This window comes from Flavobacterium psychrophilum (assembly GCA_001708385.1).
GTDB lineage: Bacteria > Bacteroidota > Bacteroidia > Flavobacteriales > Flavobacteriaceae > Flavobacterium > Flavobacterium psychrophilum_A.
Window position 1 is genome coordinate 1,404,579 of the sequence record CP012388.1, and the last position, 25,316, is coordinate 1,429,894.

Sequence of the window (25,316 nt, forward strand, 5' to 3'; positions counted from 1 at the left end):
TAATTGTATATGGTTTAAAAATGGTTTGATATAAAATGAAGCTTATAACTGCATTTTATTGGGGCAGCTGCTCAAACATTCCGTTGTAGTTAGGCAGTACATTTGTGTTTAGCGGATAGGTAACAATAATATTCAGCATAATCTGCCTATCATTTCCGGCACCGTCATACAGTACCCTGCCATCCATATTTACATCTCCGGATGCATACAGGTTTGCATTTGCGTAATTTAAAATCTGCGATGCATTACCCGGATGTGATAATACCTGAGATGCAGTTACCTGCCTGTCGTTTGCCAAACCATCGTATTTTACCTGGTTATCAAAGTTGGCATTACCACAGTAAAGTGCTCTTACAGCACCAACTGTTGCCATTGCCTGATCTCCTGTATAACCTGTAAGTGCAAAAAGATTAGCACTTGTTGTGGTTGTAAAATCCAGCGTTACTGCCTGGTTGGCTACCGTAAGCGCCTGGTTGTATAAAGCACCAAAGTGGTTTCTGTGTTTTATAGATACCCTAAAAGTTCCGGGAAGGTTAGCAACAAGTGCACCGCCATTTGCAGCAACAACATCGCCATCTCTTTGTACAAGCGCAGATATTGTTCTTACTACCGTTTGCGGGTTTGCCGCATCGCGAACTTCTACAAATACCCAGTCTACAATTGCATTACCCGTACCGGCATTCGCCTGAAGTACCGCTGCTGTTGTAACCTCTGTACCGCCACCGCCTACATGCGTAAACCTTGGGCTTACTGTTGCACTATAAGGCTGGTTTAACGGAATAAGCCCGGCTACACGAAGGTCGTCGCGCATTAGTCCGCCCGAATTGCCAAATAATGCACCCTGAAGCATAACTTTAAGGTTTAGCGTTACATCGCAATTAGCATTTAATACTGCCGTAATAGCAAGACGTGTTGTGCTTTGGCAACCTGTTGTAGCACTGGTTAGCGTAGCGTAGTAAATAGTGTTATTAGTTAATGGTGTTGTAGGTGGCAACAATGTACCGTTGGTAGCGGCAGAATAAAATGTTACTCCCGCCTCATTAACCTGAAGGTTTGCAACCGTTGGCGAACCAAAGCCACAAAACTGTTGTGTAGTATTATTTGTTGTTGGTGTTGCCACAGGTGTAACTGTAACTACAACCGGAACCCTTGATGATTCTTCGGGACAACCAATTTTTGCAGCTGCCACGTAAAATGTAGTTGTAGCTGCTAATTGGGCAGTTACATACGGAGTTCCTGATGCAACAGTTGTTGCTGTACCTCCTGTTGCTGTAGTATACCAATGTAGTTCATTTCCTGCCGATGTTGTTGCAACCAACGATGCTGTACCGCCAACACATGCAAAATAATTACCTCCCGCAGGTAGTGTTATTGTTGGAGGTGCTACGGTTCTTGTTACACCAAAAAAGTCCAGGTTTTGAGCCAATGATAAACCTACTAACGACGTAAAACGGATGGCAATCCTGTCTATAGGTGCACCCGGATTTACAGGAACTGTTGTAATAACATCTCCCTGGAGGTTTAACAAATTAAGTGTTAAAAGCGTATTCAGGCTTTGGTTAGAAACCTGTGTGCCTCCGTTAAAAGTTAAAACGCTTATATTATTGGCTACATTTAAATCGAGTAATGTTGACGCAAGCCGTATACGTACGCCAAACTGGTCGGTAGCATTGGATAAACCTTCAAAATAAACCGTTTGCTCTATTGTAGATATAAGCCCCAAAACACCCAAACTTAATGTAGAGTGATTGGTTGTATTAGCATCAATAGCAAACTGAGGATTCTCTACCCCTGCACCGCCAAGGCCCAGAACATCCAGAGATAAACCCGGAGAGGTAAAACTCGTAAAAGCTGGCTGTCCGCAATTGGCAGGAGCCGATACATAATAAGCATCAAAAACGTTTAATACTTTAGTAGTGCCTAATCCTAATAATGCACCGCCTGTACGGTTAGTAATCCTTATACGGTTATAAGAGGCTGCTGGTGTTATTGCAATTAAATACTCCCCCGATGCATTAATTACAATCCTAAGCCTGTCTGTTGAAAAGTCTGCCACATTCTGGCTTTGCCCGGTAAGTACCGGTGTATTGACATTCTTTGCCTCAACGGTAAATTCCTGGGCTCCTAAAAGAACTGCCCCCAGCACATTGGCTAAGAGGTTTCCAAGGCTTCCGCCGAGTAACGATGGCAATAGCTCATCCTGTGTTGTAATTTTTACATAGCTGGTTGTATTTGCCGGCAATGTAGTAGCGAACTGCAGTTCTACGTGGCCTTGATAGGCACCAAGTCCTGCTGCAAGACCAGAACTCGCCCTTACCTGGGCGGAAGTGGTCATAACCCCGTCATATGACAAAGGAACGTTGTCTGAATTAGCTGAGCTGGATGCAGACGTAGCATAAACTCTCGTTTGAGCTAGTACCTGGTAAGGAGACAGGCATAGCGCCAGCATGAACAGCAGGCAGAGAATTTTGTGATTTTTGAGAGTAGTTTTTAATACCATAAACGTTAAAGATTAATTTAATAATTCATTGGTTCACGGTATGAAATTACTCCCACACACACGTATTCTTATAGCTTTATTGCGAATATCGCAGAAGTATCGACAAAAATTCAAATTTTATCGATGAATAACATAGTTAAATTCTGATTAAATTTCATCAAAAAATTAGCTATTTATTACAAAATTTTACTTATTTTATTTAAATATTAAATAAGTATTTAAGCCCCCGATTTAATTCGCTGCCTGACCATTGGGTTAGATATAACCATGCAATTTTTTGTAGTTACTTTAATAACATTGCTGTATTGCAGACATTGAATACCACCTAATGTTCTACTACTTACTCTTCTGTAAAAAGTATCCTGTGTTAAAATCGGAGGTTGGTATACGGGAGAATTGGAGGTAGCGATTTCTGCCCAGTCGGTCTGGTTTAAAGATGATTCCCATTTGTAGGTTATATCACTTCCGGAATCGTGCGTAATACTGGTAAAAGCAATAGGCGATCTTGTAAGGCATACTGTCTGTTCCCCACTGATAGTTCCGCCCGATGGTGTATTTATTACGGTTATGGTTACAGGGGTTATTGGCCCTGCGCAGCTACCATAATTTAATCGTGAATAGTAGGTAGTTGTAGCAGTGAGAGCCGGAGTAACGATACCCTGCCCCGAAGTTGTGGTTGCCAACACAGTTCCTCCCGCCGATGATGCATACCAATTTATGGAAACACCAGCCGGAGCGGTTGCAACTACTGTTGAAGCACCCCCTTGGCATATTGCAGGATTTTGCGTTATTACAGGTTCACCAAGCGTTCTGGAAACACCATATACATTAATACTGCCCGTTACCCCAACAACAGATGAAAGCCGTATTGTTATCCTGTCTACAGGTTGTCCCGGCGTCATAAATAATGTCATGGGCTGGTTAGCCTGTGGGGTAAGAATATTTAGGGCTAGTAAACTGCTAAGTGTATAGGTTTGCACAACGGTGTTTCCGTTAGATGCAATTACAGACACACTGCCCAATACACTGGCTATTGTTTGCGGCACACTCAATCGTACAGCAATCCTGTCTGATGCAAATGACAGCCTGTCAAAATACAACACTTGCTCTATTGATGAAGCCACACTGATATTTGCCATTTTTATGGTTGAATGGTTTGTATTGTCGGTATCAATTGCATAACTTGGATTAATTACCCCTACAGACCCGTTATTCAACAGCGTCACAGTTATGCCGCTTCCTGTACCGTTGTAAGAACTATACACAGGCGTTGTGGTACAAACCGGTATATCGGTTATATAATAGGCCTCATATACATTTATTGTTTTTACAGTTCCAAGCCCAATCAATGCCCCAAGCCTGTTGGTTACCCTTATACTTTTGTATTCTTTATCGGGAATTATACGTACAAGGTATTCTCCGGCATCATTTACCAGAAGTTTCATTCTGTCGGTATTAAAATCGCCTGCCGTCTGGCTGTTCCCGGTCAGTACGGCAACGCCATCCTTATCTTTGGCTTCAACAGTAAATTCCTGATTCCCGGAAAGTATTCCACTCAGCACAGTATTTAATGTACCGCTTAGCAATCCGTTTAAAATTTCGGTACTTGCCATATTTATTTTTACATATGATACCGTATTAGCGGGTAATGGCGTAGCAAACTGTAAATCGATATGTCCTGAATATGCACCTGCTCCCAATATAACCCCCGAACTGGCACTTACAACGGCAAAGGTTGTAAGGTTACCGTCATGGGCTTTAGCAGCATCTGTAGTATGTGCCTCGCTTATTACAGACGATGCATATACCTTTGTCTGCGCATTGGCATTCGCCGAAAGGCATAGGTAAAATAATACACAAAATGTGCAAAGGTAAATGTGTTTTATAATTGGATTCCCCGTAACCAATTGATAATAAGCTTTAGTTTATAAAAAAGGCAGTAACGGGTAAAACTAACCTTCTGTATCGCGCGCGAAAAAACTTTCAAAAAAGCATCGATATAAATACCGTTTTTATCTATGAAAGGAACATGTTATCTTTGCGGCTGTAAAAAAGGAAAAGACTATTTTTGCAAATAATTTAAGAACAGAGGCAAAACGATGAATTTTAATAAAGAGATTGACAGAAGGCGTACTTTTGGTATTATTTCCCACCCCGATGCCGGTAAGACAACACTAACCGAAAAACTCCTTTTATTTGGGGGCGCTATTCAGGAAGCGGGCGCTGTAAAAAGCAACAAAATTAAAAAAGGCGCTACCAGTGACTTTATGGAAATTGAAAGGCAAAGGGGTATCTCTGTTGCCACATCGGTACTTGCCTTTAACTACAAAGACAAAAAAATAAACATTCTTGATACGCCCGGCCACAAGGATTTTGCTGAAGATACTTTTAGGACCCTTACTGCAGTAGACAGCGTTATCGTTGTTATTGACGTTGCAAAAGGTGTTGAGGAGCAGACCGAAAAACTTGTACAGGTGTGCCGCATGCGTAATATTCCTATGCTGGTGTTTATTAATAAACTTGACCGTGAAGGTAAAGATGCTTTTGACCTTATGGACGAAGTGGAGCAAAAACTGGGATTAACAGTTACTCCGTTGAGCTTCCCTATAGGTATGGGTTACGATTTTAAGGGTATATATAATATCTGGGAAAAGAACATCAACCTTTTTAGTGGCGACAGCCGTAAAAACATTGAAGAAACCATTGCCTTTAGCGACATTAGCAGCCCGGAACTTGAAAAGATAATAGGTGAAAAACCCGCAACACAATTAAGGGAAGAACTTGAACTTATTGATGAGGTATACCCTCCTTTTGACAGGCAGGCCTATCTTGACGGAAAACTTCAGCCTGTGTTCTTTGGTTCGGCATTAAACAACTTTGGTGTGCGCGAACTTTTAGACTGTTTTATTGAAATTGCACCATCGCCAAGGCCAAAAGAGTCTGATACAAGACTTGTTGAACCGGATGAAAATAAATTTGCCGGTTTTGTATTTAAGATACACGCCAATATGGACCCTAAACACCGCGACAGAATTGCCTTCGTAAAAATTGTTTCGGGTGTGTTTGAAAGAAACAAACCGTATTTGCACGTACGCCTTAACAAAAACCTTAAATTCTCGAGTCCGAATGCCTTTTTTGCCGAAAAGAAAGAAATTGTAGATATCTCCTACCCTGGCGATATTGTGGGCCTTCACGATACAGGAAACTTTAAAATTGGTGATACGCTTACCGAAGGCGAATTAATGGCCTTTAAAGGTATTCCAAGCTTCTCTCCCGAGCATTTCCGTTACATTAATAATGCCGATCCTCTTAAGGCAAAACAGCTTGAAAAAGGTATCGACCAGCTAATGGACGAAGGTGTGGCACAGCTGTTTACATTGGAAATGAATAACCGTAAGGTAATTGGTACTGTGGGTGCACTGCAATATGAAGTTATACAGTACAGGCTGGAGCATGAATATAATGCAAAATGTTCTTACGAGAACTTTCCTGCCTACAAAGCATGTTGGGTTAAGCCTGATGATGCTAAAAATGAAGAATTTGCCGAATTTAAAAGGATTAAACAAAAGTTTCTTGCCAAAGACAAGTATGGACAGCTTGTATTTTTGGCCGACTCTGATTTTTCCATCTCAATGACGCAATCTAAATACCCGAGCGTTAAGTTATTCTTTACTTCGGAATTCGACTAATCGTCAAAAAGACCAAAAAATTACTTTTAAAATGAAGGGGACTACGAAAAGTACGAAAAAAGTGATTAACTTTAGAAGCACCTTAGCTACATCTAAGTATTAATTTTTATTAGCAATTTTCGTTATGCTGCTTTGGCAGCTGCGGGCTACTGTTAAGTTTTTTTTCCTGTAATCTTACTACTTACAGGAAGACAGTTTAATAGGTGTGTATACACACCGCATATAACACCAATGGTAAAAGCGTATGCTTGCTGCCCTGTGTGTTCGTGGTTTAAATTGAAGAAATTTTATCCGTTATTACGTATACGATTAATGAAACATAAAAAATTGATATTTGCAATGTTGCTATTGGTGTTTGCTGCCTTCATGTCATGTAAAGGCAACGATGACGCATCCGGCAATACCAAACCTTTACAACCTCACAACTGCGCTTTTGAAAACAAAGCACAGGACTTTACTTATAAGCGTATTTTAGATAGTGCTTTTTATTATCATAATGAAGCCAGAAAACATCATTTAACAAATAAAGATTCTGCCCGGGCTGTAAAGAACATCGCCCTTATGGCAGAAGTTCAGCTTGCAGCAGGCGATTATTTTGGAGCCGAAAAAACAATTCTTGAAAGCATTCCCCTCATACAAGGCAAAGACAGCAACAAGCAATTAGTTACGGCATATGCATTTTTAGCAAAGGTTTACAGGCATCTTTTTGATCATAAAAATGCTTTGCTCTATTTTGAAAAAGCGCACGACACATCTAACGACAGTCTTGAAAAGCTTAACATTTTGCAGTCTATTGCTCATGTTTACATAGAAATGGGCAATTACAAAGAAGCTATAGGCATACTGCAAAGCATTAACCAATCTAAGGATATAGAAAAAGATGCTTTAACAGAAGCAAAAATTTCAGACAGGCTTGGCTATGCCATGCTTAAAGACAATAGCGGCGGACTGGATTATTTGTTATCTGCCCTGGAGATTCGTAAAAAAGAAAATGATATAAACGGATTATTTTACAGCTACACGCATCTATCTGAATACTACGATGCTAAGAATGATAGCAAAGCAGCAAAGACATATGCAAAGCTGACCTATGAAATGGCTCTTAAGCTAAGGGATCCTGAGAAAATGCTTAACGCACTTTCATGCTTAGTTAGTATAAGTACAGATGGTGAATTAAAATATTATTCTAACGAATACCTTAAATATAATACCGAACTTAAAAAAACCAGGAATGCTTTAAAAAACAGCTTTGACGACATTTTAGAAAACGACATTAAAGTAGCAAAAGCCGCCGTTAAGCAAATTGAAGCAGAAGACAGGGCACTTTTACTTGAAATAAGCAGTGATAATAACAAGTTATTATTGTTAAGCCTCATATTCACAATACTTTCATCTATAACTGTATATTATTTAATACGAACACGACATAAGAAAGAGCGTTTTATGGAGTCGTACTCCACGGAAACACGAATCGCAAAAAAAGTACACGATGAAATTGCCAATGAAATTTACGGTACGATAAACGACCTTGCTTCAGATGAAGACATTTCATTAACCGATAAAGAAAAACTTTTATCACGTTTGGATTCCATCTACCTAATGACAAAAAATATATCGAGGGAAACCAACAACATTCCAACCGGGTATGAATATCCTGAGCATCTTAAGATGATGCTTACTTCTTATTCGGGATATAACATAAATGTTATTATAAAAGGTTTAAACGATATTAACTGGGATTACATCGATTCTATTAAGAAAATCGCAACCTATCGCTCGCTTCAAGAGTTTATGGTAAACATGAAAAAACACAGCCAGGCATCGCTTGTTGTTGTAGATTTTACGGTAGATAATAAAAAGGTAGTTATAAATTATACCGATAACGGCGTTGGCGCTACCAAAGAAAAGCTGCTGACCAAAAACGGATTATTAAATGTAGAAAGCCGGATCGCTTCGGTAGACGGAAATATAAATTTTGACACAGACACCGATAAAAAAGGTTTCCATATTACATTAACATACCCAGTATATACGCCATATGTTCAGAAAAATTTTAATAACAGAAGACATTGACAGCATTAGCCTTAGCATTACTGCTATGCTGGAAAAGAATTTTGACGCCGAAATTATTAATGCAAAATATTGCGATGAAGGTTACCTTCTTATAAAAAAAGCAGCTCAGGACGAAAAACCGTTTGACCTGGTAATTACAGATCTTTCATTTAAAGATGACCATAGAGACACTACGATAAGCTCGGGAGAAGACTTTATTAAAAAAATAAGGGAAGAATTTTTTGATCTGAAAATTATTGTCTACTCTATAGAAGACAGGCCGTTCCTTATAAAATCACTTTTTAACAACAGCTATATAAATGCATATGTTGCCAAAGGAAGAGACAGCATAAGCGAACTTACTGATGCCATACATAACGTATATTATGGTAACATTTACCTTTCTCCCGAATTTGCCGATGTTTTAAAAGACCAGTCGGTTTTTGAAGTGGATAAATACGATGTGGAAGTTTTAAAATTGCTTTCGGAAGGATTTACACAAGAAGACATCAGCGTTGTGTTTAAGCAAAAAAACTACCCATCGCCCAGTACGAGCAGTATAGAAAAGAAGATTAACAAGCTGAAATTCATGTTTAAAGCTAATAATAGTATACACCTTGTCGCAATAACAAAAGACATGAGATTAATATAGGTAAGAATATACACACCGTATCCTCTGATTATTGTGTAGTTCATCGATTTTAACATAATTTTAACATTTGTTTACGGTTTTCCGTAAACAACTTTAAGCTATACCGATGTAACTTTAGTTATGTTAATTTAAAAAACTAAAAGCCCCCAATGAATTAATAACCACAGATATAAGGACAATTTTGTGCTTTTTTAGAGAAACTGCATTTTTAATGCACCTACTACAGTCAATCTTTAAAATCACAACTTTGTTTATCGCCCCAAATCATAAACGCTAACCCCCCAACCTAAAAATGCCTATGGTATAACAAAAGTCACATCCAAACTACACACCTTCGTTAAAACCAACATTAAACCTAAAAATTACTACAACAATGAAATATATAATTATCAAAGGAGCCAAAAGTGCCGGCAAAGCCGAAACTATTAACGCCGTTTGCAAACGATTAAAGCCTGAAGCTATACGTAAAGTGTACTTTTCTGAATCGGGAAAGGTATCATTAGAGAGTGTTACTCCCGCAGCAGGCATTTCGGATGGTACTTATATAGTTACCGTAAGAAAGAAAAACATTCTTATGGTATCAGGGGCACCAACAGAACAAAAGAAAAAAATAACTTCAATAATGGAATCTGTTTTACACCTTAACCTAAAACCTGATTTTGCTATTATTGCAATGCGCGGCCTTGAAAAGCTAAAGGATTTTTCGACATCTACTGAACTTGAAAAATTTGGAAAGTGCATTTATGAAACAAAGATATGGAGGATTCCTTCCTATACTTTTCATATGACAGAAGAATGGAATAAAAGGGTATCATATATTACTGCAATAACCTTGCATAACCTCTGACATTTAGCATGAACTAAACTTACTTTATACAAAAACAGCTCCCGAAAAGGAGCTGTTTCTTTTTTATGATATAATCTATTATGGAAGTAAGGTCCATACCTGAACACTGTAAGGCTTCATATTTAAACTGTTACCCCCTTTTTGAAAAGTTATATTAGGAGTTCCCGAATATAGCTTCAGCTTACTAAAGCTAAGGTCTTTATCGCGGTCTACCGTTACAAACTGCTCTTTTGCAGATAGGTTTATCATTACAAATACTTTATTCTGAACACCTGTTTTAGCGTCGGTTTGAATTCTTAAAAATGAAACTACCGCATTATTGCTATTGTGAATATCCTTATATACTCCAACAGCCAGCGCCGGATGCGCTTTAATTTTTATAAGCTCTTTGTAATAATTCCATAGTGAGTTTTTATCTTTTTGTTGCGCTGCCAATGACGAAGCCCCAGCTTCGGTATATTGATCGTATCCTGTTGTTCCCAGTTCCTGCCCGTAGTATACAGACGGTACACCGCCAATAAGCAGGTTTAATCCTGCCAGTACTTTTAGCTTGCCTGCGTCTATTTTAGGTAATGAAGCCAGGCGGCCTGTGGATGCATCTTCAAGTTCAAGTATCGGGTATTTTCCGGCAGGCAGTGCGTTAAAAGTACTGTCGGCAGCAATAATTATTTTCGACTTATCAAGGGCGGTTATCGCTTCCTGAAGTTTCTGGGCCGGCACGCCGTCTGCGCCTGCTTTAGTATACAGCGAATAGCGGAAAGATTTGGTTTCTATCGCATCGGTGATGATCTGAACGCCGGGGTTTATCTTTTTAAGATGTACAGACAAAGGCTCCCAGAATTCTTTGAACAGGTTTGCATTTTTACCCGTTGCATCTACTCTATCCTGAACAGCTTTAAAAACAAAACCATCAGCACCATCGTAAAAAACACCGTTACCATCGGGGTCTGTCCAATATTTCAGGGCTTTTTTGTAATAGTCGGCTACTTTAGCATTTTTCAGGTTAACGGCTACGGTTGCTTCTGTACCATTTACAGGTTTTTCGTTTTTAGAATCAGTATAATAAACATAATCGCTATACACTGATTTTATGTTTTTAAACGAATCTTTAAACCATAAGTTCGCTGTATTTACATACTGAAGATTGATGGTTTGATACAGCTTCATCTTTCTGTTATGTACTTCCTGTATCAGGTCGCGGTATTCTTTAAAGTTACCGTATTTAGGATTGATCTTTTCCAGTTCTCCGATAGCTGCACCATCTGAATCAGATTCATAAACGGGTGATATTACAAGTGTGGTTATACCCAGGTATTGCAGGTCGTTAAGCTTTTGCCTTAGCCCTTTTAGATCTCCATGACCGTCACCGTCGCTATCAGCGAATTTGGCAAGGTCTACATTGTATAGTACTTCGCGCTGGGCAAAAGAAGTCGTAATACACAACAGGCATACTGTGATTATAAGTAGTATTTTCATATACAAATTTTGATTGGTTTCAAATATAAGGCATTTATGCTGCAACATGATGTTATAATAACGCCGTAAGAGCGGATATTTGTTATTTTTGCCTAAGTTTAAACAACACTAGAGATGCTCATAATAGGAATTGCAGGCGGTACCGGAAGCGGAAAAACCACAGTGGTACAACAAATAATGAATGAACTTCCGTCAGATGAAGTTGGCATTATCTCGCAGGATTCTTACTATCGCCAAACCAGTGGGCTGAGCTACGAAGAACGGTCTAAAACCAACTTTGACCACCCAAACGCTATTGATTTTGAACTGTTAGCTACTCACCTGGCCGACCTCAAAGCGGGCAAGACAATAGAACAGCCTGTATATTCTTTTATTACCCATAACAGGACAAGCGATACTATTATTACGCATCCGCGGAAAGTTATGATCGTTGAGGGCATCCTTATACTATCTGACGCACACCTTCGCGATATGTTTGAAATCAAGGTGTTTGTTTATGCTGATTCTGATGAACGTTTAATCCGTCGCCTAAAACGCGATATTGCCGAGAGAGGCCGTGACATGGAAGAAGTTTTAAATCGATACCAAACCACCCTTAAACCCATGCACGAGCAATTTATTGAACCCACAAAAGCCTACGCTGATATTATTATTCCGCATGACAGGTACAACACTGTAGCTATAGACGTGGTAAGGGCTGTTATACACCAGCGCATAAAATAGTAGTTAGGCTTTTGTCTGTAAGTATTTTAAAGCTGCCAGCACTTTAGGAATTTCTTTCACTTTTGCTTCAGTCCAGAAGTATTTATCGAGATAGGCAGAGTTATTTAAAATTACCGAGAACACTTTTGTATTGTTTTGTATCTCGAACTTAAGCGTAATTTCATCTGAATTAAAGATGTATTTTACCGTCTTGTTTTTACCTGCCGATGCCTCAAGATTCGGAATTACATATTGTTCCAGCCATACTATCATGTCGTCAATTTCCTCCATACCTATCCAGGCATCTTCTTTAACCCTGAAATTATCGGCGTGCTGCTGTGTTACGTCGTACTCAGAAGTAACATTCAGCCCATACATTCTTGTGTTTTGTTTCAGGTCTATTATTTCCGCCGGGAAAAACTGTACGGTTTCGTTCCACCCCGATTTAAAAATAGCTTTTTCGTTTTCATCCAGATTGATCTGGATATAACTGGAACTGTCAATAAATTCAGATGCCGAAGACATCTTTGCGTTCTGCGCGAAAGACGCTGTACTTATTATTACTAGAAGACAGAGGTAAACATTTTTCATAGCTTGGTTATCTTATTGGGTTTTAAATTGCAAAACAAAAGTTATTCCATTAATTGAATTTAGGAGTGCAAAAGTTTGCAATTTGGAATCTGTCTTTTGGTATTTTGATGTAATTTAGCGGCATGAACGCATTCAAAAAACTAACTTCACGCTATCCTATCCTTAAAATACTAGGGAACAGGTATGTATTGGTTATTATTTTTGCTGCCGTATGGCTTACTTTCCTTGACAATTACTCTTATTTTGAAAATCGTGTACTTGATAAAAAAATAGAAGAACTGGAAGCCAACAAACGTTACTATATCCAGGAAATAAAAAAGGACAGTATTAGCATTAAACAGCTAAATAATGCTGACCAGACCGAAAAATACGCGCGTGAGAAATACTACATGAAACGCGAAAATGAAGACATTTACATCATAGAATTTGAAGATGACGTGCCCGTTGCAAAGGATGAGGATACGAAATCACTTTAAAATTTTTCTGCATGAGCGACAACCTATTTAATGAATTTGATCCGGTTTCTTCCAAACAGTGGAAACAGCAAATACAGTACGAGCTTAAAGGAGCCGACTATAATGAAACGCTTGTTTGGGAAAGTCCTGAAGGCATTAAGGTAAAACCGTTTTATCATATAGACAACTTTATGCAGGGCCCTGCTGTAGCAGGCAAAGCAGCCGAGTTTACTATCTGCCAGAATATTTTTGTACATGATGCAGAGAAATCGGCAGGAAGAGCGGCTTCTACACTTAAACGAGGTGCAGAAACAATTCGTTTTACGATTACAGACGAAACTATCGATGTAAAAACCATTCTTGCTAAAATACCAAACGGCACCTCCGTGTATTTTTATTTGGGTTTCATATCAATCGATTTCGTAAAGAGTCTCGATACTATAGCCAAAGAAAGGAATGCCGATTTTTATGTACAGCTTGACCCTATAGGTCACCTTGCAAAAGACGGAAACTGGCATAAAAATCTTGAAACAGATATTGAGGCTTTAAATACTATAGCTATTGCATGCAGCAACATTCACTTTTTAAATGTTGACGGAAGTATATACCAAAATGCCGGAGCAAATATTGTTCAGCAGATTGCCTATACACTGGCGCATGCCAACGAATATTTTAACCGTATTGCTACCATTAACAAGCCAATTGTGCTTCAGGTAGCGTTGGGTACCAACTACTTTTTTGAAATTGCAAAACTGCGTGCCCTAAGAACATTATTCGATCTTATTGCTGCAGAATACGACCATACTTTTGACTGCCATATTATTGCTACGCCAACAAAACGTAACAAGACGCTTTACGACTACAACGTAAATATGCTTCGTACCACTACAGAGTGCATGAGTGCCATACTCGGCGGAGCGAATTCGGTAGCCAATTTAGCATACGATGCACTTTACCATAAAGACAACGAGTTTGGCGACCGTATAGCACGTAACCAACTTTTAGTATTGAAACACGAGAGTTATTTCGATAAGGTAAATAACCCTGCCGATGGTGCTTATTACATAGAAGAACTTACCCAGCAGCTTGCCGAAAAAGCACTTGCCTTGTTTAAGGATATTGAGGCTAACGGCGGTTTTCTGACACAGCTTAAAGAAGGGACTATTCAGCGCAAGATCCAGGAAAGTGCAGCCAAAGAACAGGAATTGTTTGACAGCGGTAAAGAAGTACTGCTTGGCACCAATAAATACCCTAATAAGGCCGACCGTATGAGCCACGACCTGGAGTTATATCCTTTTGTAAAGGCAAACCCAAGGAAAACGCTTATTCAGCCTATTATAGAAAAAAGGCTTGCCGAAAAAATCGAGCAGGAACGACTTGAAAGTGAAAAGGCCGACGCTTAGCAGTAAAACAAAATCAGTATTTTTATGAAAGAGATACCAGATTGGCAGAAAGAGCAGATAAGAAAACGCACCGAAGCGTATAGAGGTAATCCGTCATCAGCACAAGATTTTGATGAGGCAATAAAAGATGTCGAACAAATATTAGAATCTGAGATTAATAAACTATCAACAATAAGTTTCATTACTATCCCGCGACCCTGAAAGGGTCGTACATAATAACCCATGGCTGAGTCATGGGGATAAAAAAATGAGAAAAAACATTCAACACATACAGCTTAAACCACAACAGGAAAAAGAAATCTCTTCTTCAGGAAAGGAAAACTTTTTGTTCGCCGAAGGCATAGAGGTCAAAGAAAACTATTCTGAAAAAGATATAGAGAACCTGGAGCACGTAGAATTCGGTGCCGGGTTTGCACCTAACCTGCGTGGGCCATATGCCACAATGTATGTGCGCCGCCCGTGGACAGTGCGCCAGTATGCAGGCTTTTCTACCGCAGAAGAAAGTAACGCTTTTTACAGGCGAAACCTGGCTGCCGGTCAGAAAGGGCTTTCTGTTGCGTTTGACCTTGCCACACACCGCGGTTACGACAGTGACCATGAGCGCGTTGTGGGTGACGTTGGTAAAGCCGGGGTAGCCATAGATAGTGTGGAAGACATGAAGGTGCTATTCAATCAGATACCGCTGGATGAGATGTCGGTTTCTATGACTATGAATGGTGCTGTACTGCCCATCATGGCCTTTTATATTGTTGCTGCTGAAGAGCAGGGTGTTGCCGCCGAATTACTTTCGGGAACCATACAGAACGATATTTTAAAGGAGTTCATGGTGCGTAACACATACATCTACCCTCCTGCCCCATCAATGAAAATTATCGCTGATATTTTTGAATATACCAGCCGAAAAATGCCGAAATTCAATTCGATAAGTATATCCGGCTACCACATGCAGGAAGCCGGTGCTACTGCCGATATTGAACTGGCGTATACCCTCGCCGACGGTTTGGAATACATTCGTACCGGACTTGCAGCAGGCATGAAGATCGATGAGTTTGCACCACGCCTTTCGTTCTTTTGGGCTATCGGCATGAATCATTTCATGGAGATAGCAAAAATGCGTGCAGGCCGTATGCTTTGGGCAAAACTGCTAAAACAGTTTGAGCCTAAAGACGAAAAATCGCTTGCATTGCGTACGCACTGCCAAACCAGTGGATGGAGCCTTACAGAACAGGATCCGTTTAACAATGTTGCACGAACAGCTATAGAAGCTGCTGCCGCTGCCTTTGGCGGAACACAATCATTACACACCAACGCGCTGGATGAAGCTATTGCATTGCCAACAGACTTCTCGGCACGTATTGCACGTAACACACAGATCTTCCTTCAGGAAGAAACCAAAATAACAAAAACGGTCGATCCATGGGCAGGCAGCTATTATGTAGAGAACCTTACCGACGAGATCGCTAAAAAAGCCTGGGCACTTATAGAAGAAGTAGAAGAACTTGGTGGTATGACCAAAGCCATCGAGGCAGGTATACCTAAACTCCGCATTGAAGAAGCCGCCGCACGTAAACAGGCACGTATTGACAGCGGACAGGATATTATTGTGGGCGTTAACAAATACCGCCTTGAAAAAGAAGATCCGCTGCATATATTAGACGTAGACAACCAAATGGTTCGCCGCCAGCAGATTGAACGCCTTGACCAGATAAAAGCAACCCGCGACACCCAAAAGGTAAACGAATGCTTAGCCAGGCTTACAGCATCGGCAAAATCCGGTGAAGGCAACTTACTGGAACTGGCAATTGAAGCTTCGCGCTACAGGGCTACCCTAGGAGAGATAAGCGATGCGTTGGAATCGATTTTCGGAAGGTATAAAGCACAAATTAAATCATTTAGCGGAGTGTACAGCAAAGAGATCAAAAACGATGAGAGCTTTGAAAAAGCAAAACAGCTTGCAAACGAGTTTGCAAAGCTGGAAGGCCGTCGCCCAAGGATAATGATTGCAAAAATGGGTCAGGATGGTCACGACCGTGGTGCTAAAGTAGTTGCCACAGGTTATGCCGACGTTGGTTTTGACGTGGATATTGGTCCGCTTTTCCAGACTCCGGCTGAAGCTGCAAAGCAGGCTGTTGAGAATGATGTGCATATTCTAGGGGTATCGTCGTTGGCTGCCGGGCATAAAACACTTGTGCCGCAGGTTATAGAAGAACTTAAAAAATACGGCCGTGAAGATATTATGGTTATTGTGGGCGGGGTTATTCCGGCACAGGATTACCAATACTTATTTGACAGCGGAGCCGTAGCCGTTTTTGGCCCCGGAACAAAAATCAGCGAAGCCGCTATTAAGATACTAGAAGTATTAATAGAAGGATTTGAAGAATAAAACAGGCACCTGATAAGTAATTATCAGGTGTTTTTTATTAATTTTAAATATGAAAAAATTCTTATTCTTACTTCTGGTTTGCGGTTCATGCTTTGGGCAGGTTAAAACAACGGCACTTAAAGCAGCACAAATTCCTAAAGCTATAGCGTATCATGGTAATGTTGTAACTACATTACGATACACCGATGCTTTGGGTGATAATATACTTATAACTACTCAATCCGAATTGACAGACGGTGCAGAACTTTACGCCTACCACTATACGCTAAAAGGTAGTAACTGGACACAGACCTGGAAAGTATATGATTTTGTAAAGGAATGCCCTGTAGATATTGAACTGGAATTTTTAAAATCGGCGATCACGGTTACCGACCTCAATAAAAATAATAAAGCCGAAGTATGGCTTATGTATAAAGTTGGCTGTCATGGCGATGTTAGCCCTGTGAATATGAAAATCATCATGTACGAAGATGGCAAGAAACAGGCTGTCCGCGGAGAAAATAAAGTTCAGGTAGGTGCTAACGATTATTTGGGCGGCGAATATACTTTTGATCCTCTTTTTAAAGAAGGCCCAAAACAATTCAGGGACTATGCCACACAGCTTTGGAAGAAACACATTGATGGTAAATAGCAATGGGCTGTCCCAATTTTACAATTATCATTATTCAGGTTTATAGAACTTTGAATAAATTCTATGCTCATGAATGCCAACACCTTTTTTAGCATCTTTTTATTGTCAGTTTTATTTCCTTTTTCTTCTCGTTCACAAAACAATAAAGCGCAATACCTCAAAAACAATTCATCAGTTTTAGATGATTCGTATACCTTTCCTCAAAAAGAGTTTAATGTAATCGGCTTTGGTGCCTATCATGGCAGTGCCAAAACTGAAGATGCCGAAATGTTTCTTATTAAATCAGTACTTAAAAACGGCAGTCTTCATTATTATTTTCCAGAAACTGATATCAGCATTGCTTATTATTTCAATGAGTACCTGAAATCGGGTGATGAAAAATTACTCAAAAACCTTATTGAAACCTATGGAACGCGTGTTCCGCAGGAAAGAACCATTGAGGTTTTCAATAAATGGAAGAAACTCAAAACTATAAACGACAAACTTCCTAAAAATAAAAAAATTACTGTGTTGGGTGCCGACCCGATCGTGACCTATCAATACACCTACAGGCATCTGCTTTCGATGATAAAAGACCCCATTAAATGGGCGCTGGCTAATGAACTTCAAACTACCGTTGAAAAAGATACTACCGACTTCTCCCCTTACTACAACAGTTATACTAAAGGACAGCTAAAAGCTTTTGTTTCTGATTATGAAGCAAACTCTAACAAATATCAGTCTTCGATACTCAATAAAGAAATGTTCGCACACCTTATTTCTACGATTAAGGTAAGCTTTACAAATTACAAGCGCGAAAAAGAAATGTTTAATAACTATGCACAACTTGCTAAAATTTACAAGCTAAAAGATAAGGTTCAGTTTTTCAGGTTAGGATTTGGACATCTTTTAAAAGCAAAAGAAGGTAAGCATGAAAGTTTCTTTTATATGCTGTCCAGTAACGGTATTTACCCTAAGGATAAGATCGTTTCTGTTATCGGTTATTTAACAAAATCGGAAGTTATATGGGAGGATAAATACAAAGATGGAGAGTATGTTTCGTCAGTAAATCAGGGTGATGAAGGCATCGGCGACAGCCCGAATGAATATTTTAAAGGCATAGAGCACCTGAAAAAAGCTAAGGTTGCCGACCTCACTATTTTTAGGCTTACAGGTAAAAACAGTCCGTATCAACAGAAAGGCTGCGACCTCATCGAAGTGATTGAAACTCCGCAAAAAAGGAAGGTCAATTATGGCGATAATACTACTGGCAGTTTCCTTGATTATGCTGTATTAATTAGCGGTTCTGCTGCATCAAAATCTATTTATAGCCAGCCTTAACCTTTATTTAGAAGTATTTTTAATGATTAATTCTTATTTTTGAGTTACAAAACATACTACTATGGATATAAAACAGATCTTTAAAAACAACGAAGCTTGGATTTCTAAACACAGGCAATCTAATGATCAATACTTCGAGAAATTATCAGAAGGCCAGGCTCCTTCAATACTTTATATTGGATGTTCAGACAGCCGAGTTACCGCAGAAGAGATCATGGGCTTACAGCCGGGTGATGTTTTCGTACACCGAAACATTGCTAACCTGGTTCCAAACACAGATTTAAGTGCCATGTCGGTTATTAACTATGCCGTAAGCGTACTTAAAGTAGATCATGTTGTGGTTTGCGGACACTATGGTTGTGGTGGTATAAAAGCCGCTATGGAATCATCGGACCTTGGAATACTTAACCCGTGGCTTCGTAACATCCGTGATGTATACCGTATACACCGTGCGGAGCTTGACGCTATTACCGATGAGCACCAACGTTACCAGCGCCTTGCCGAACTAAATGTACAGGAACAGTGTATTAATACGATTAAAACAGCCGAAGTACAGCGTGCCATTTCAGAAAGGCAGCTTACCGTACACGGATGGATATTTGATATTGGAACTGGTGCACTTAAAGACCTTAACATTGACTTTGTGGGAATCATGAAAGATTTCGTTCAGATCTACACCATAGGTTACAAACAATAAATTACCTACCCGCTAAGATAATTAGCGGGTTGTTTGTTATTACGCACCATGTTAAAACTTAGGTAAACAAAAATGGTTGTGGCAAATATCATTGTAACTTTAAGTATAAAATATACAATTATGCCTGAAGGACCAAGTATTGTAATTGCCAGGGAAGACATTATTGCCTTTAAGGGCATGAAAGTCATTGCCGCATCGGGTCTTGCCAAAATTGATTTTGACAGGCTGGAAGATGAGAAGATAACCGACATTAAAACCTGGGGCAAGCACCTGCTTATTTGCTTTAAAGGTTTTACCATACGCATTCACTTTATGCTTTTTGGCAGCTACCTTATTAATGAACGAAAGGCTACCAACACCAATCCCAGCCTTCGGCTAACATTCGAAGACAGCGAACTTAACTTCCACACCAGTTCGGTAAAACTGCTTGAAGGCGATATCAACTCGCACTACGACTGGAGCGAAGACCTTATGAATGACAAATGGAATGCCGATAAAGCTGCCCAAAAACTGGAGGCAATTCCAAATAAACTTATTTGCGATGCCCTGTTGGAGCAGGATATATTTTCCGGCCTTGGAAACATTATCAAGAACGAAGTATTGTACAGGGCACGGGTACATCCGGAATCTGTTGTAGGGAAAATATCAAAAGCAAAAACCTTCGAGCTTATTGAAGAAGCCCGAAACTATAGCTTTGATTTCCTGAAATGGAAAAAGGAAGGAGTTCTTAAAAAGAATTGGCTGGCGCATACCAAAAAGACCTGTATAAGATGCGACCTGCCCATGATAAAGAAATACACCGGAACAAAAAAACGAAGAAGCTTTTACTGCGAAAACTGCCAGATACTTCACCAATGAAAAAGAAAATACATATAGGCCTGTCTGCTTACAACAACAGCTATTGGAAAGGTATCTTTTATCCTGAAGACCTGCCGGCTTCTAAGCGGTTTACTTATTATTGTGAGCATTTTTCCACGTATGAGATCAATGCCACCTTTTATAAATTTCCAACAGAAAAGAGTCTTAAGGCATGGTATGATAAGAGTCCGCAAGAGTTTGTGTTTTCAGTGAAAGCGCCAAAGGTTATTACGCACCTTAAAAAGTTCATTGATGTTCAAAACGAGATTGACGAATTTTATAAGCTGTGTAGCGAAGGACTCAAACAGAAACTGGGCTTTGTGCTGTTTCAGCTTCCGCCGAGTTTTAACTATAGCGAGGAGCGACTTAACCTCATCCTCAAAAGCCTTAATCCCAAATATAAAAATGTAGTAGAATTTAGAAATGAAAGCTGGTGGAGAGGAGACGTAGCGGATGCTTTAGCCAAACATGGCATTATATTTTGCAGCGTGAGCTATCCTAAAATTTCAGATGCTATACAGGCAAACACGTCCACAGCATATGTAAGGCTACATGGCGTACCTAAATTATTCTATTCCGCTTATAGTGATGCCTACCTACAAAACCTCATCAATGCCATCGAAGATGAATCTGATGTAACCGAAGCTTACATCTATTTTAATAATACTGCCGGTAAAGAAGGCATAGCTAATGCGATTGTCCTTCAACAAATGATCTCCAATAAAAAAGCCACTGAATAAGCGGCTTCTTTGGGTATAAAGGTTTAGGTAATTTATAATTCAACAATAATAAATTCGCTTCGGCGGTTCGCAAGATGTTCGTTTTCAGAACATTTTACGCCATCTTCGCATTTATTAAGAAGCATGCTTTCTCCGTATCCTTTTCCGGTGATACGATCCTGGGAAATACCACTGTCAATAATATACTTAACAATAGCTTGTGCCCTGTTGTCAGATAGCTTCTCGTTAGACACATCAGACCCTCTTGAGTCGGTATGCGAACGCACATCAATTTTAGATGTAGGGTACTGCTTCATAAAGTTTATTACTTTATCGATCTGTACAGCGGCATCATCTTTAATATTGAACTTACCAAGATCGAAATAGATATGTTCAATATTAAATTCTTTCGCAAGGTCCATACCTACTTTTAACTTAGCATCTGTGGCAGCAACCTTGGCAACAGGTAATGGTGCAGATGGTAGTACGGCAGCCAGCGCAATAGCAACATTAGTATCGCCCCAGTCTGCCGGGATGTTAGCAGTAGCTTCTTTAGCAATATAGTTTGCAGCTTCTGCCTTAACGTAATATGTTTTACCACATTCTACGGTAAATGCATACAAACCTGCCTGATCTGTTTTAACTTCTTTTAAAAGCGCGTGAGACGCATCGTATATAGACACTTTTGCGCCTGTTAGTTCTTTATTGGTTTTTGTATCATTTACAAGCCCTACAAGATGTTGGCTACAGGCAAAATCCTGCTCCACAAGCTCGGTAAGATGGTAAACGTCGTCGAGTCCCCTACCGCTTCGCCTGTTAGACGTAAAATAACCGTTTTTGGTGGTTTCGTTAATAATGAATGAAAAGTCATCATAACGGCTATTGATAGGCTCGCCAAGATTGAATGACTTTGTAAACATGCCATTGGTGTCCATTTTGGAAACAAAAACGTCAAGCCCTCCCAATCCGGGATGTCCATCTGATGCAAAGTATAGCTTATCGCTGACGGAAAACGGAAAAGACTCTCTGGCTTCGGTATTAACAGTAGGCCCTAAATTCTCAGGTTCACCAAAAGTACCGTCTTCGTTTATAGTAACTCTGTAAATATCAGAGCCTCCATAGCCTCCCGGTTTATCGGAAGCAAAATATAAAGTCTTCTCATCGCTGCTTAGCGATGGATGCGCCGTATTAAAGTTATTACTTGTAAAAGGAAGTTCCTTTACATTTTCCCATCCGCCATCGCCATCAGCTTCGGCTTTGTATATTTTTAGCAGGATGTGTTTTTTGTCATCCATCTGTGCCTTGCCCTCATTATAATTATTACGGGTAAAGTACATAGTCTGAAGATCTTTTGTAAATGTGGGTGTAGACTCGTGTAGTTTAGTTTCTACATTCTTAGAAAATTTCTGAGGGTTCTTAAGGTTTCCCTTAGGTGTAATGTTAGCCTTATACAAAACTGTAAAAGAACGTTTTGTCCAGCTATCCCTGGTTTCGCTTAGTCCCACACTATCCCTGTTTGTTGTGTATACAATAGTGGTATCACCATAGAATGCCGGGCCGTAATCTGATAATTTTGTGCTGGCATCTGTAACTTTTATCTTATACCTGCCCGAATTATTTTTTATGGTGTTTAGATAGTTTTTATCCTGTCCATACATAGCTGCCCTAAGATCGCTGCCATTTTTGGATACGAAATCTTTAAGCAAAACATTAGCCTCGTCATATTTACCGATAGACTTAAGCGATTGCGACAAGCGATAGTAATATTCCGGCTCAAGTTCTTTTTTAAGCTTAAAAAGTTCGGTATACCAACGCACGGCGTTATATGGCTCGTTCTTAAAATAATAGGCATCACCCAGTTTTTCATAAAGGGTTACGGTGCTTTTTCCTTTTTTTATAAGATCCATGTAGGTTATTATGGCATCGTCATATTTGTATTTGTCGATGTAAACCGCAGCAGCCTCCATCTTTTTCTCTGCAACCCTCTCTGCTTTCGACGCTTTTTTCTTGGCCTTAGACTGTTTCTGGGCATGCACAGACAATGGTGCCAGCAGCAATACAAGCGAACATAGTATGTAAAGTGATTTCCTCATAGTAACGATTAAAAGAATCGGGGATTCATTACCTTTTCGTATTTTTTGAACAATTCAAAACGCAGGAATATCTCGTGCGAACCGGAGTTATAATTAGCAAGCTTGGTTGTTTCTGTATCATAGGTATATCCTATAAACAGGCCATCAGACACCTGAAACCCTGCCAGTGCACTCACGGCTGCAGACCAACGGTAAGCAAGCCCTAATGTAAACTTGTCATTGTACAGCACATTGGCTGTTAAATCTACCTGTAAAGGAGCTCCTTGTACGACTTTTGCCAAAGCAGCCGGTTTAAATTTCCAGTTGTAGGCAAGATCAAACACATGGCCCGCCATTGCATACACGTGAAAACGCTCTTTTACTACAGATATCTCGTTATCGGAATAATTATTTGTTTCTAATATATGAGGTACAGATAAACCAAAATAGCTGTTCTCAGAATACATAAATGCTCCTGCCCCAACGTTTGGTGTAAGCTTGTTATTTATATTGGCCGAAAACCTCGGATCGCTGGGATCGTAGATATTTAGCTTTGTAAAATCTACATTAAACAACTGTACAGACCCTTTGATACCTAATGATAACTTGTAATCATTGTTTACCGGAATTGTATAGGAAAAATCTGCCGCTATTACATTTGTATCTGTTGGGCCAATCTTGTCATTTACGAAAGAAACACCTAAACCTACATTTTTACCCACAGGGGCATTTAAAGATGCCGAGTTGGTAACCGGTGCACCGTCAAGGCCTACCCATTGCGCACGGTGTAAACCAAAAATAGTAGTTACACCCCTGGTTCCTGCATACGCCGGATTAATGTTTATGGGGTTGTACATGTACTGCGTATACTGGGGATCCTGCTGTGCCCAAAGTGCACTGTTGCAAACCAGTAGCAGGAGTATAGTAATACATTTAAATTGTTGCATTGTCATTACGTTTTTTAATATTAATCTGAGGATAAATAAAGGTAGCCGGCCTTTTTAATTGTACGGGGCTTAATACCCGGCTTTTCATAAACATATTCAATTACGTAGAAGTAAGTACCTGTAGGCAGTACCTTTTCGTTTGTTACGGTAGCACGACCGCTTGAACTGCCTTTAAATACATTTCCGTTAGTGTCGTAGCCAACAGTATCATAAACCCTTACACCCCAACGGTTGTAAATTTCAACCGAATTTTTAGGGAAGTCTTTAATATTGTCAATAACAAAGTGGTCGTTTTTACCATCGCCGTCCGGCGTAACACCATTGTAAATAACAATGTCGCCGGGTAAAAGAAGATCATCTTTAATTCTTGCAAGGGTAAAAATACCATAGCCTTTAACATTAACAACTGTAGTAACCGTACCTGTTGTAGAAGAAAGCTGGTTGGCAATACCGCCCTCATCTACCCAAAGGTGCTGGGCTTCATCCCATCGGACAATATGAATTTCTCCATAAGGCTCTGCGATAATTTCAGCTGGTGTGGTAGCAGTATCCCAGCTAAGGGTTAGCATAACATTTGCGTTACCGCCTTCTTTGTCTACCCTCCAGTACTCTTTGTTGTTAATTAATTCAATAACAGCAGTTTTGTTGGTGTGCGGATAAAGTTCATCTGAATTTTGAAAGTAATATTTACCTTTAAAAGCACTTGAACTCTCTGCTGGAGCAGAAATAGCAGCATACCTAAAATAACGGGCTTTGGTAATAGAGTCCTGATCTCCTATAGGATAAATAAAATCAGTTTCTCCATTTTTGATCACAAAACCGTCTACATGACTTTCATTATCCACATTGCTATGTGTTGCGTTGTTTTCAAATACAATGATTCCCCCAAATACATCATCCTTGACTGTTCCGTTTACAAAATCTGCATTGCCGCTCACCGAAATATCCCCATATAGTCGGAAAGCTGCTTCTGTAGCAGTGTTGTTTGGATTGTTAAACAATACGTTATAAAAATCTGCTGGTATGCTGCCGGTAATATTCTGCTGAGAGAATCCCTCAAAGCGGGTGTACCCGCTTCCCTTACTAGCGTTATATGTTGTTATGCCATCATTATTAAAATTTCCGTGAAAAATTACCTCTCCGTTATTTTCATACTCTCCCATGTCATCATTATCAAAATCAGACATGATGGTCATAAGCGTACCCGGGCTAACATATAATGCGCCCTGGTTTACCGTCTGACCGGTATTGTTATTGTTTTGGGCAGGTAACATTGCCGAAAACAATACACAAACGATAAGTAATATATTCCTGTTCATTGT

General features: G+C 39.7%; 19 protein-coding genes and 1 pseudogene. 13 read left to right on the top strand and 7 right to left on the bottom strand.

Features of this window, described 5'->3' with window-relative positions:
* Positions 1-55: 55 nt before the first annotated feature.
* A complete protein-coding gene (locus ALW18_06150) occupies positions 56-2,335 on the bottom strand; it encodes a hypothetical protein (GenBank protein ID AOE52137.1) in 2,280 nt (759 codons plus the stop codon).
* 782 nt (positions 2,336-3,117) lie between these two features.
* Positions 3,118-4,377, bottom strand: a pseudogene (locus ALW18_06155) (hypothetical protein).
* 222 nt (positions 4,378-4,599) lie between these two features.
* On the opposite strand from ALW18_06155, the gene prfC reads away from it, so the two are divergent.
* The 4 genes from prfC to ALW18_06175 all read left to right on the top strand — a co-directional run bounded on the left by prfC (position 4,600) and on the right by ALW18_06175 (position 9,740).
* Positions 4,600-6,189: a peptide chain release factor 3 gene (prfC, locus tag ALW18_06160; GenBank protein ID AOE52138.1), complete on the top strand. Its 1,590-nt coding sequence runs from the start codon at positions 4,600-4,602 to the stop codon at positions 6,187-6,189.
* 366 nt (positions 6,190-6,555) lie between these two features.
* The gene (locus ALW18_06165) at positions 6,556-8,262 is read left to right on the top strand and encodes a hypothetical protein (protein AOE52139.1); all 1,707 of its coding nucleotides are present in this window, start codon (positions 6,556-6,558) and stop codon (positions 8,260-8,262) included.
* A complete protein-coding gene (locus tag ALW18_06170; GenBank protein AOE52140.1) occupies positions 8,228-8,893 on the top strand; it encodes a transcriptional regulator in 666 nt (221 codons plus the stop codon). The genes ALW18_06165 and ALW18_06170 overlap by 35 nt, the downstream gene beginning before the upstream one ends.
* Positions 8,894-9,266: 373 nt before the next feature.
* Complete coding sequence (locus ALW18_06175) at positions 9,267-9,740, top strand: hypothetical protein (protein AOE52141.1); 474 nt, start codon at positions 9,267-9,269, stop codon at positions 9,738-9,740.
* Positions 9,741-9,818: 78 nt separating this feature from the next.
* Here ALW18_06175 and ALW18_06180 read toward each other — a convergent pair whose 3' ends face one another.
* On the bottom strand, positions 9,819-11,216 hold the full coding sequence (locus ALW18_06180; GenBank protein ID AOE52142.1) for a hypothetical protein: 1,398 nt from the start codon (positions 11,214-11,216) through the stop codon (positions 9,819-9,821).
* A 114-nt stretch (positions 11,217-11,330) separates the two neighbouring features.
* Here ALW18_06180 and ALW18_06185 point away from each other — a divergent pair, with 114 nt between their 5' ends.
* Positions 11,331-11,939, top strand: a complete 609-nt coding sequence (locus ALW18_06185; GenBank protein AOE52143.1) for a uridine kinase — start codon at positions 11,331-11,333, stop codon at positions 11,937-11,939.
* Between the two features lie 3 nt (positions 11,940-11,942).
* Here ALW18_06185 and ALW18_06190 read toward each other — a convergent pair whose 3' ends face one another.
* Positions 11,943-12,509 (bottom strand): hypothetical protein, encoded by a 567-nt coding sequence (locus tag ALW18_06190; protein AOE52144.1) that lies wholly within the window; start codon positions 12,507-12,509, stop codon positions 11,943-11,945.
* A gap of 122 nt (positions 12,510-12,631) precedes the next feature.
* Here ALW18_06190 and ALW18_06195 point away from each other — a divergent pair, with 122 nt between their 5' ends.
* From ALW18_06195 to ALW18_06230, 8 genes are all read left to right on the top strand, one after another.
* On the top strand, positions 12,632-12,985 hold the full coding sequence (locus tag ALW18_06195; protein AOE52145.1) for a septum formation initiator: 354 nt from the start codon (positions 12,632-12,634) through the stop codon (positions 12,983-12,985).
* A gap of 11 nt (positions 12,986-12,996) precedes the next feature.
* Entirely contained in the window at positions 12,997-14,367 is a 1,371-nt protein-coding gene (locus ALW18_06200) for a methylmalonyl-CoA mutase (protein ID AOE52146.1), read from the top strand.
* A gap of 247 nt (positions 14,368-14,614) precedes the next feature.
* Entirely contained in the window at positions 14,615-16,750 is a 2,136-nt protein-coding gene (locus ALW18_06205) for a methylmalonyl-CoA mutase (protein AOE52147.1), read from the top strand.
* Positions 16,751-16,799: 49 nt separating this feature from the next.
* Complete coding sequence (locus ALW18_06210) at positions 16,800-17,381, top strand: hypothetical protein (GenBank protein AOE52148.1); 582 nt, start codon at positions 16,800-16,802, stop codon at positions 17,379-17,381.
* 69 nt (positions 17,382-17,450) lie between these two features.
* Positions 17,451-18,701 carry a hypothetical protein gene (locus ALW18_06215; protein ID AOE52149.1) on the top strand — a complete coding sequence of 417 codons (1,251 nt, stop codon included), beginning with the start codon at positions 17,451-17,453 and terminating at the stop codon, positions 18,699-18,701.
* Positions 18,702-18,762: 61 nt separating this feature from the next.
* Entirely contained in the window at positions 18,763-19,398 is a 636-nt protein-coding gene (locus ALW18_06220) for a carbonate dehydratase (protein ID AOE52150.1), read from the top strand.
* A 120-nt stretch (positions 19,399-19,518) separates the two neighbouring features.
* Positions 19,519-20,256 (top strand): endonuclease, encoded by a 738-nt coding sequence (locus ALW18_06225; protein AOE54327.1) that lies wholly within the window; start codon positions 19,519-19,521, stop codon positions 20,254-20,256.
* Positions 20,253-20,996: a hypothetical protein gene (locus tag ALW18_06230; protein AOE52151.1), complete on the top strand. Its 744-nt coding sequence runs from the start codon at positions 20,253-20,255 to the stop codon at positions 20,994-20,996. Before ALW18_06225 ends, ALW18_06230 begins: the two co-directional genes overlap by 4 nt.
* A 32-nt stretch (positions 20,997-21,028) precedes the next feature.
* Here ALW18_06230 and ALW18_06235 read toward each other — a convergent pair whose 3' ends face one another.
* From ALW18_06235 to ALW18_06245, 3 genes are read right to left on the bottom strand one after another with little or no spacing between them, the layout of a single operon-like run.
* Positions 21,029-23,068, bottom strand: a complete 2,040-nt coding sequence (locus ALW18_06235; GenBank protein AOE52152.1) for a hypothetical protein — start codon at positions 23,066-23,068, stop codon at positions 21,029-21,031.
* 8 nt (positions 23,069-23,076) lie between these two features.
* A complete protein-coding gene (locus ALW18_06240) occupies positions 23,077-24,000 on the bottom strand; it encodes a hypothetical protein (protein AOE52153.1) in 924 nt (307 codons plus the stop codon).
* Between the two features lie 14 nt (positions 24,001-24,014).
* A complete protein-coding gene (locus tag ALW18_06245) occupies positions 24,015-25,313 on the bottom strand; it encodes a hypothetical protein (protein ID AOE52154.1) in 1,299 nt (432 codons plus the stop codon).
* Between the last annotated feature and the right edge of the window lie 3 nt (positions 25,314-25,316).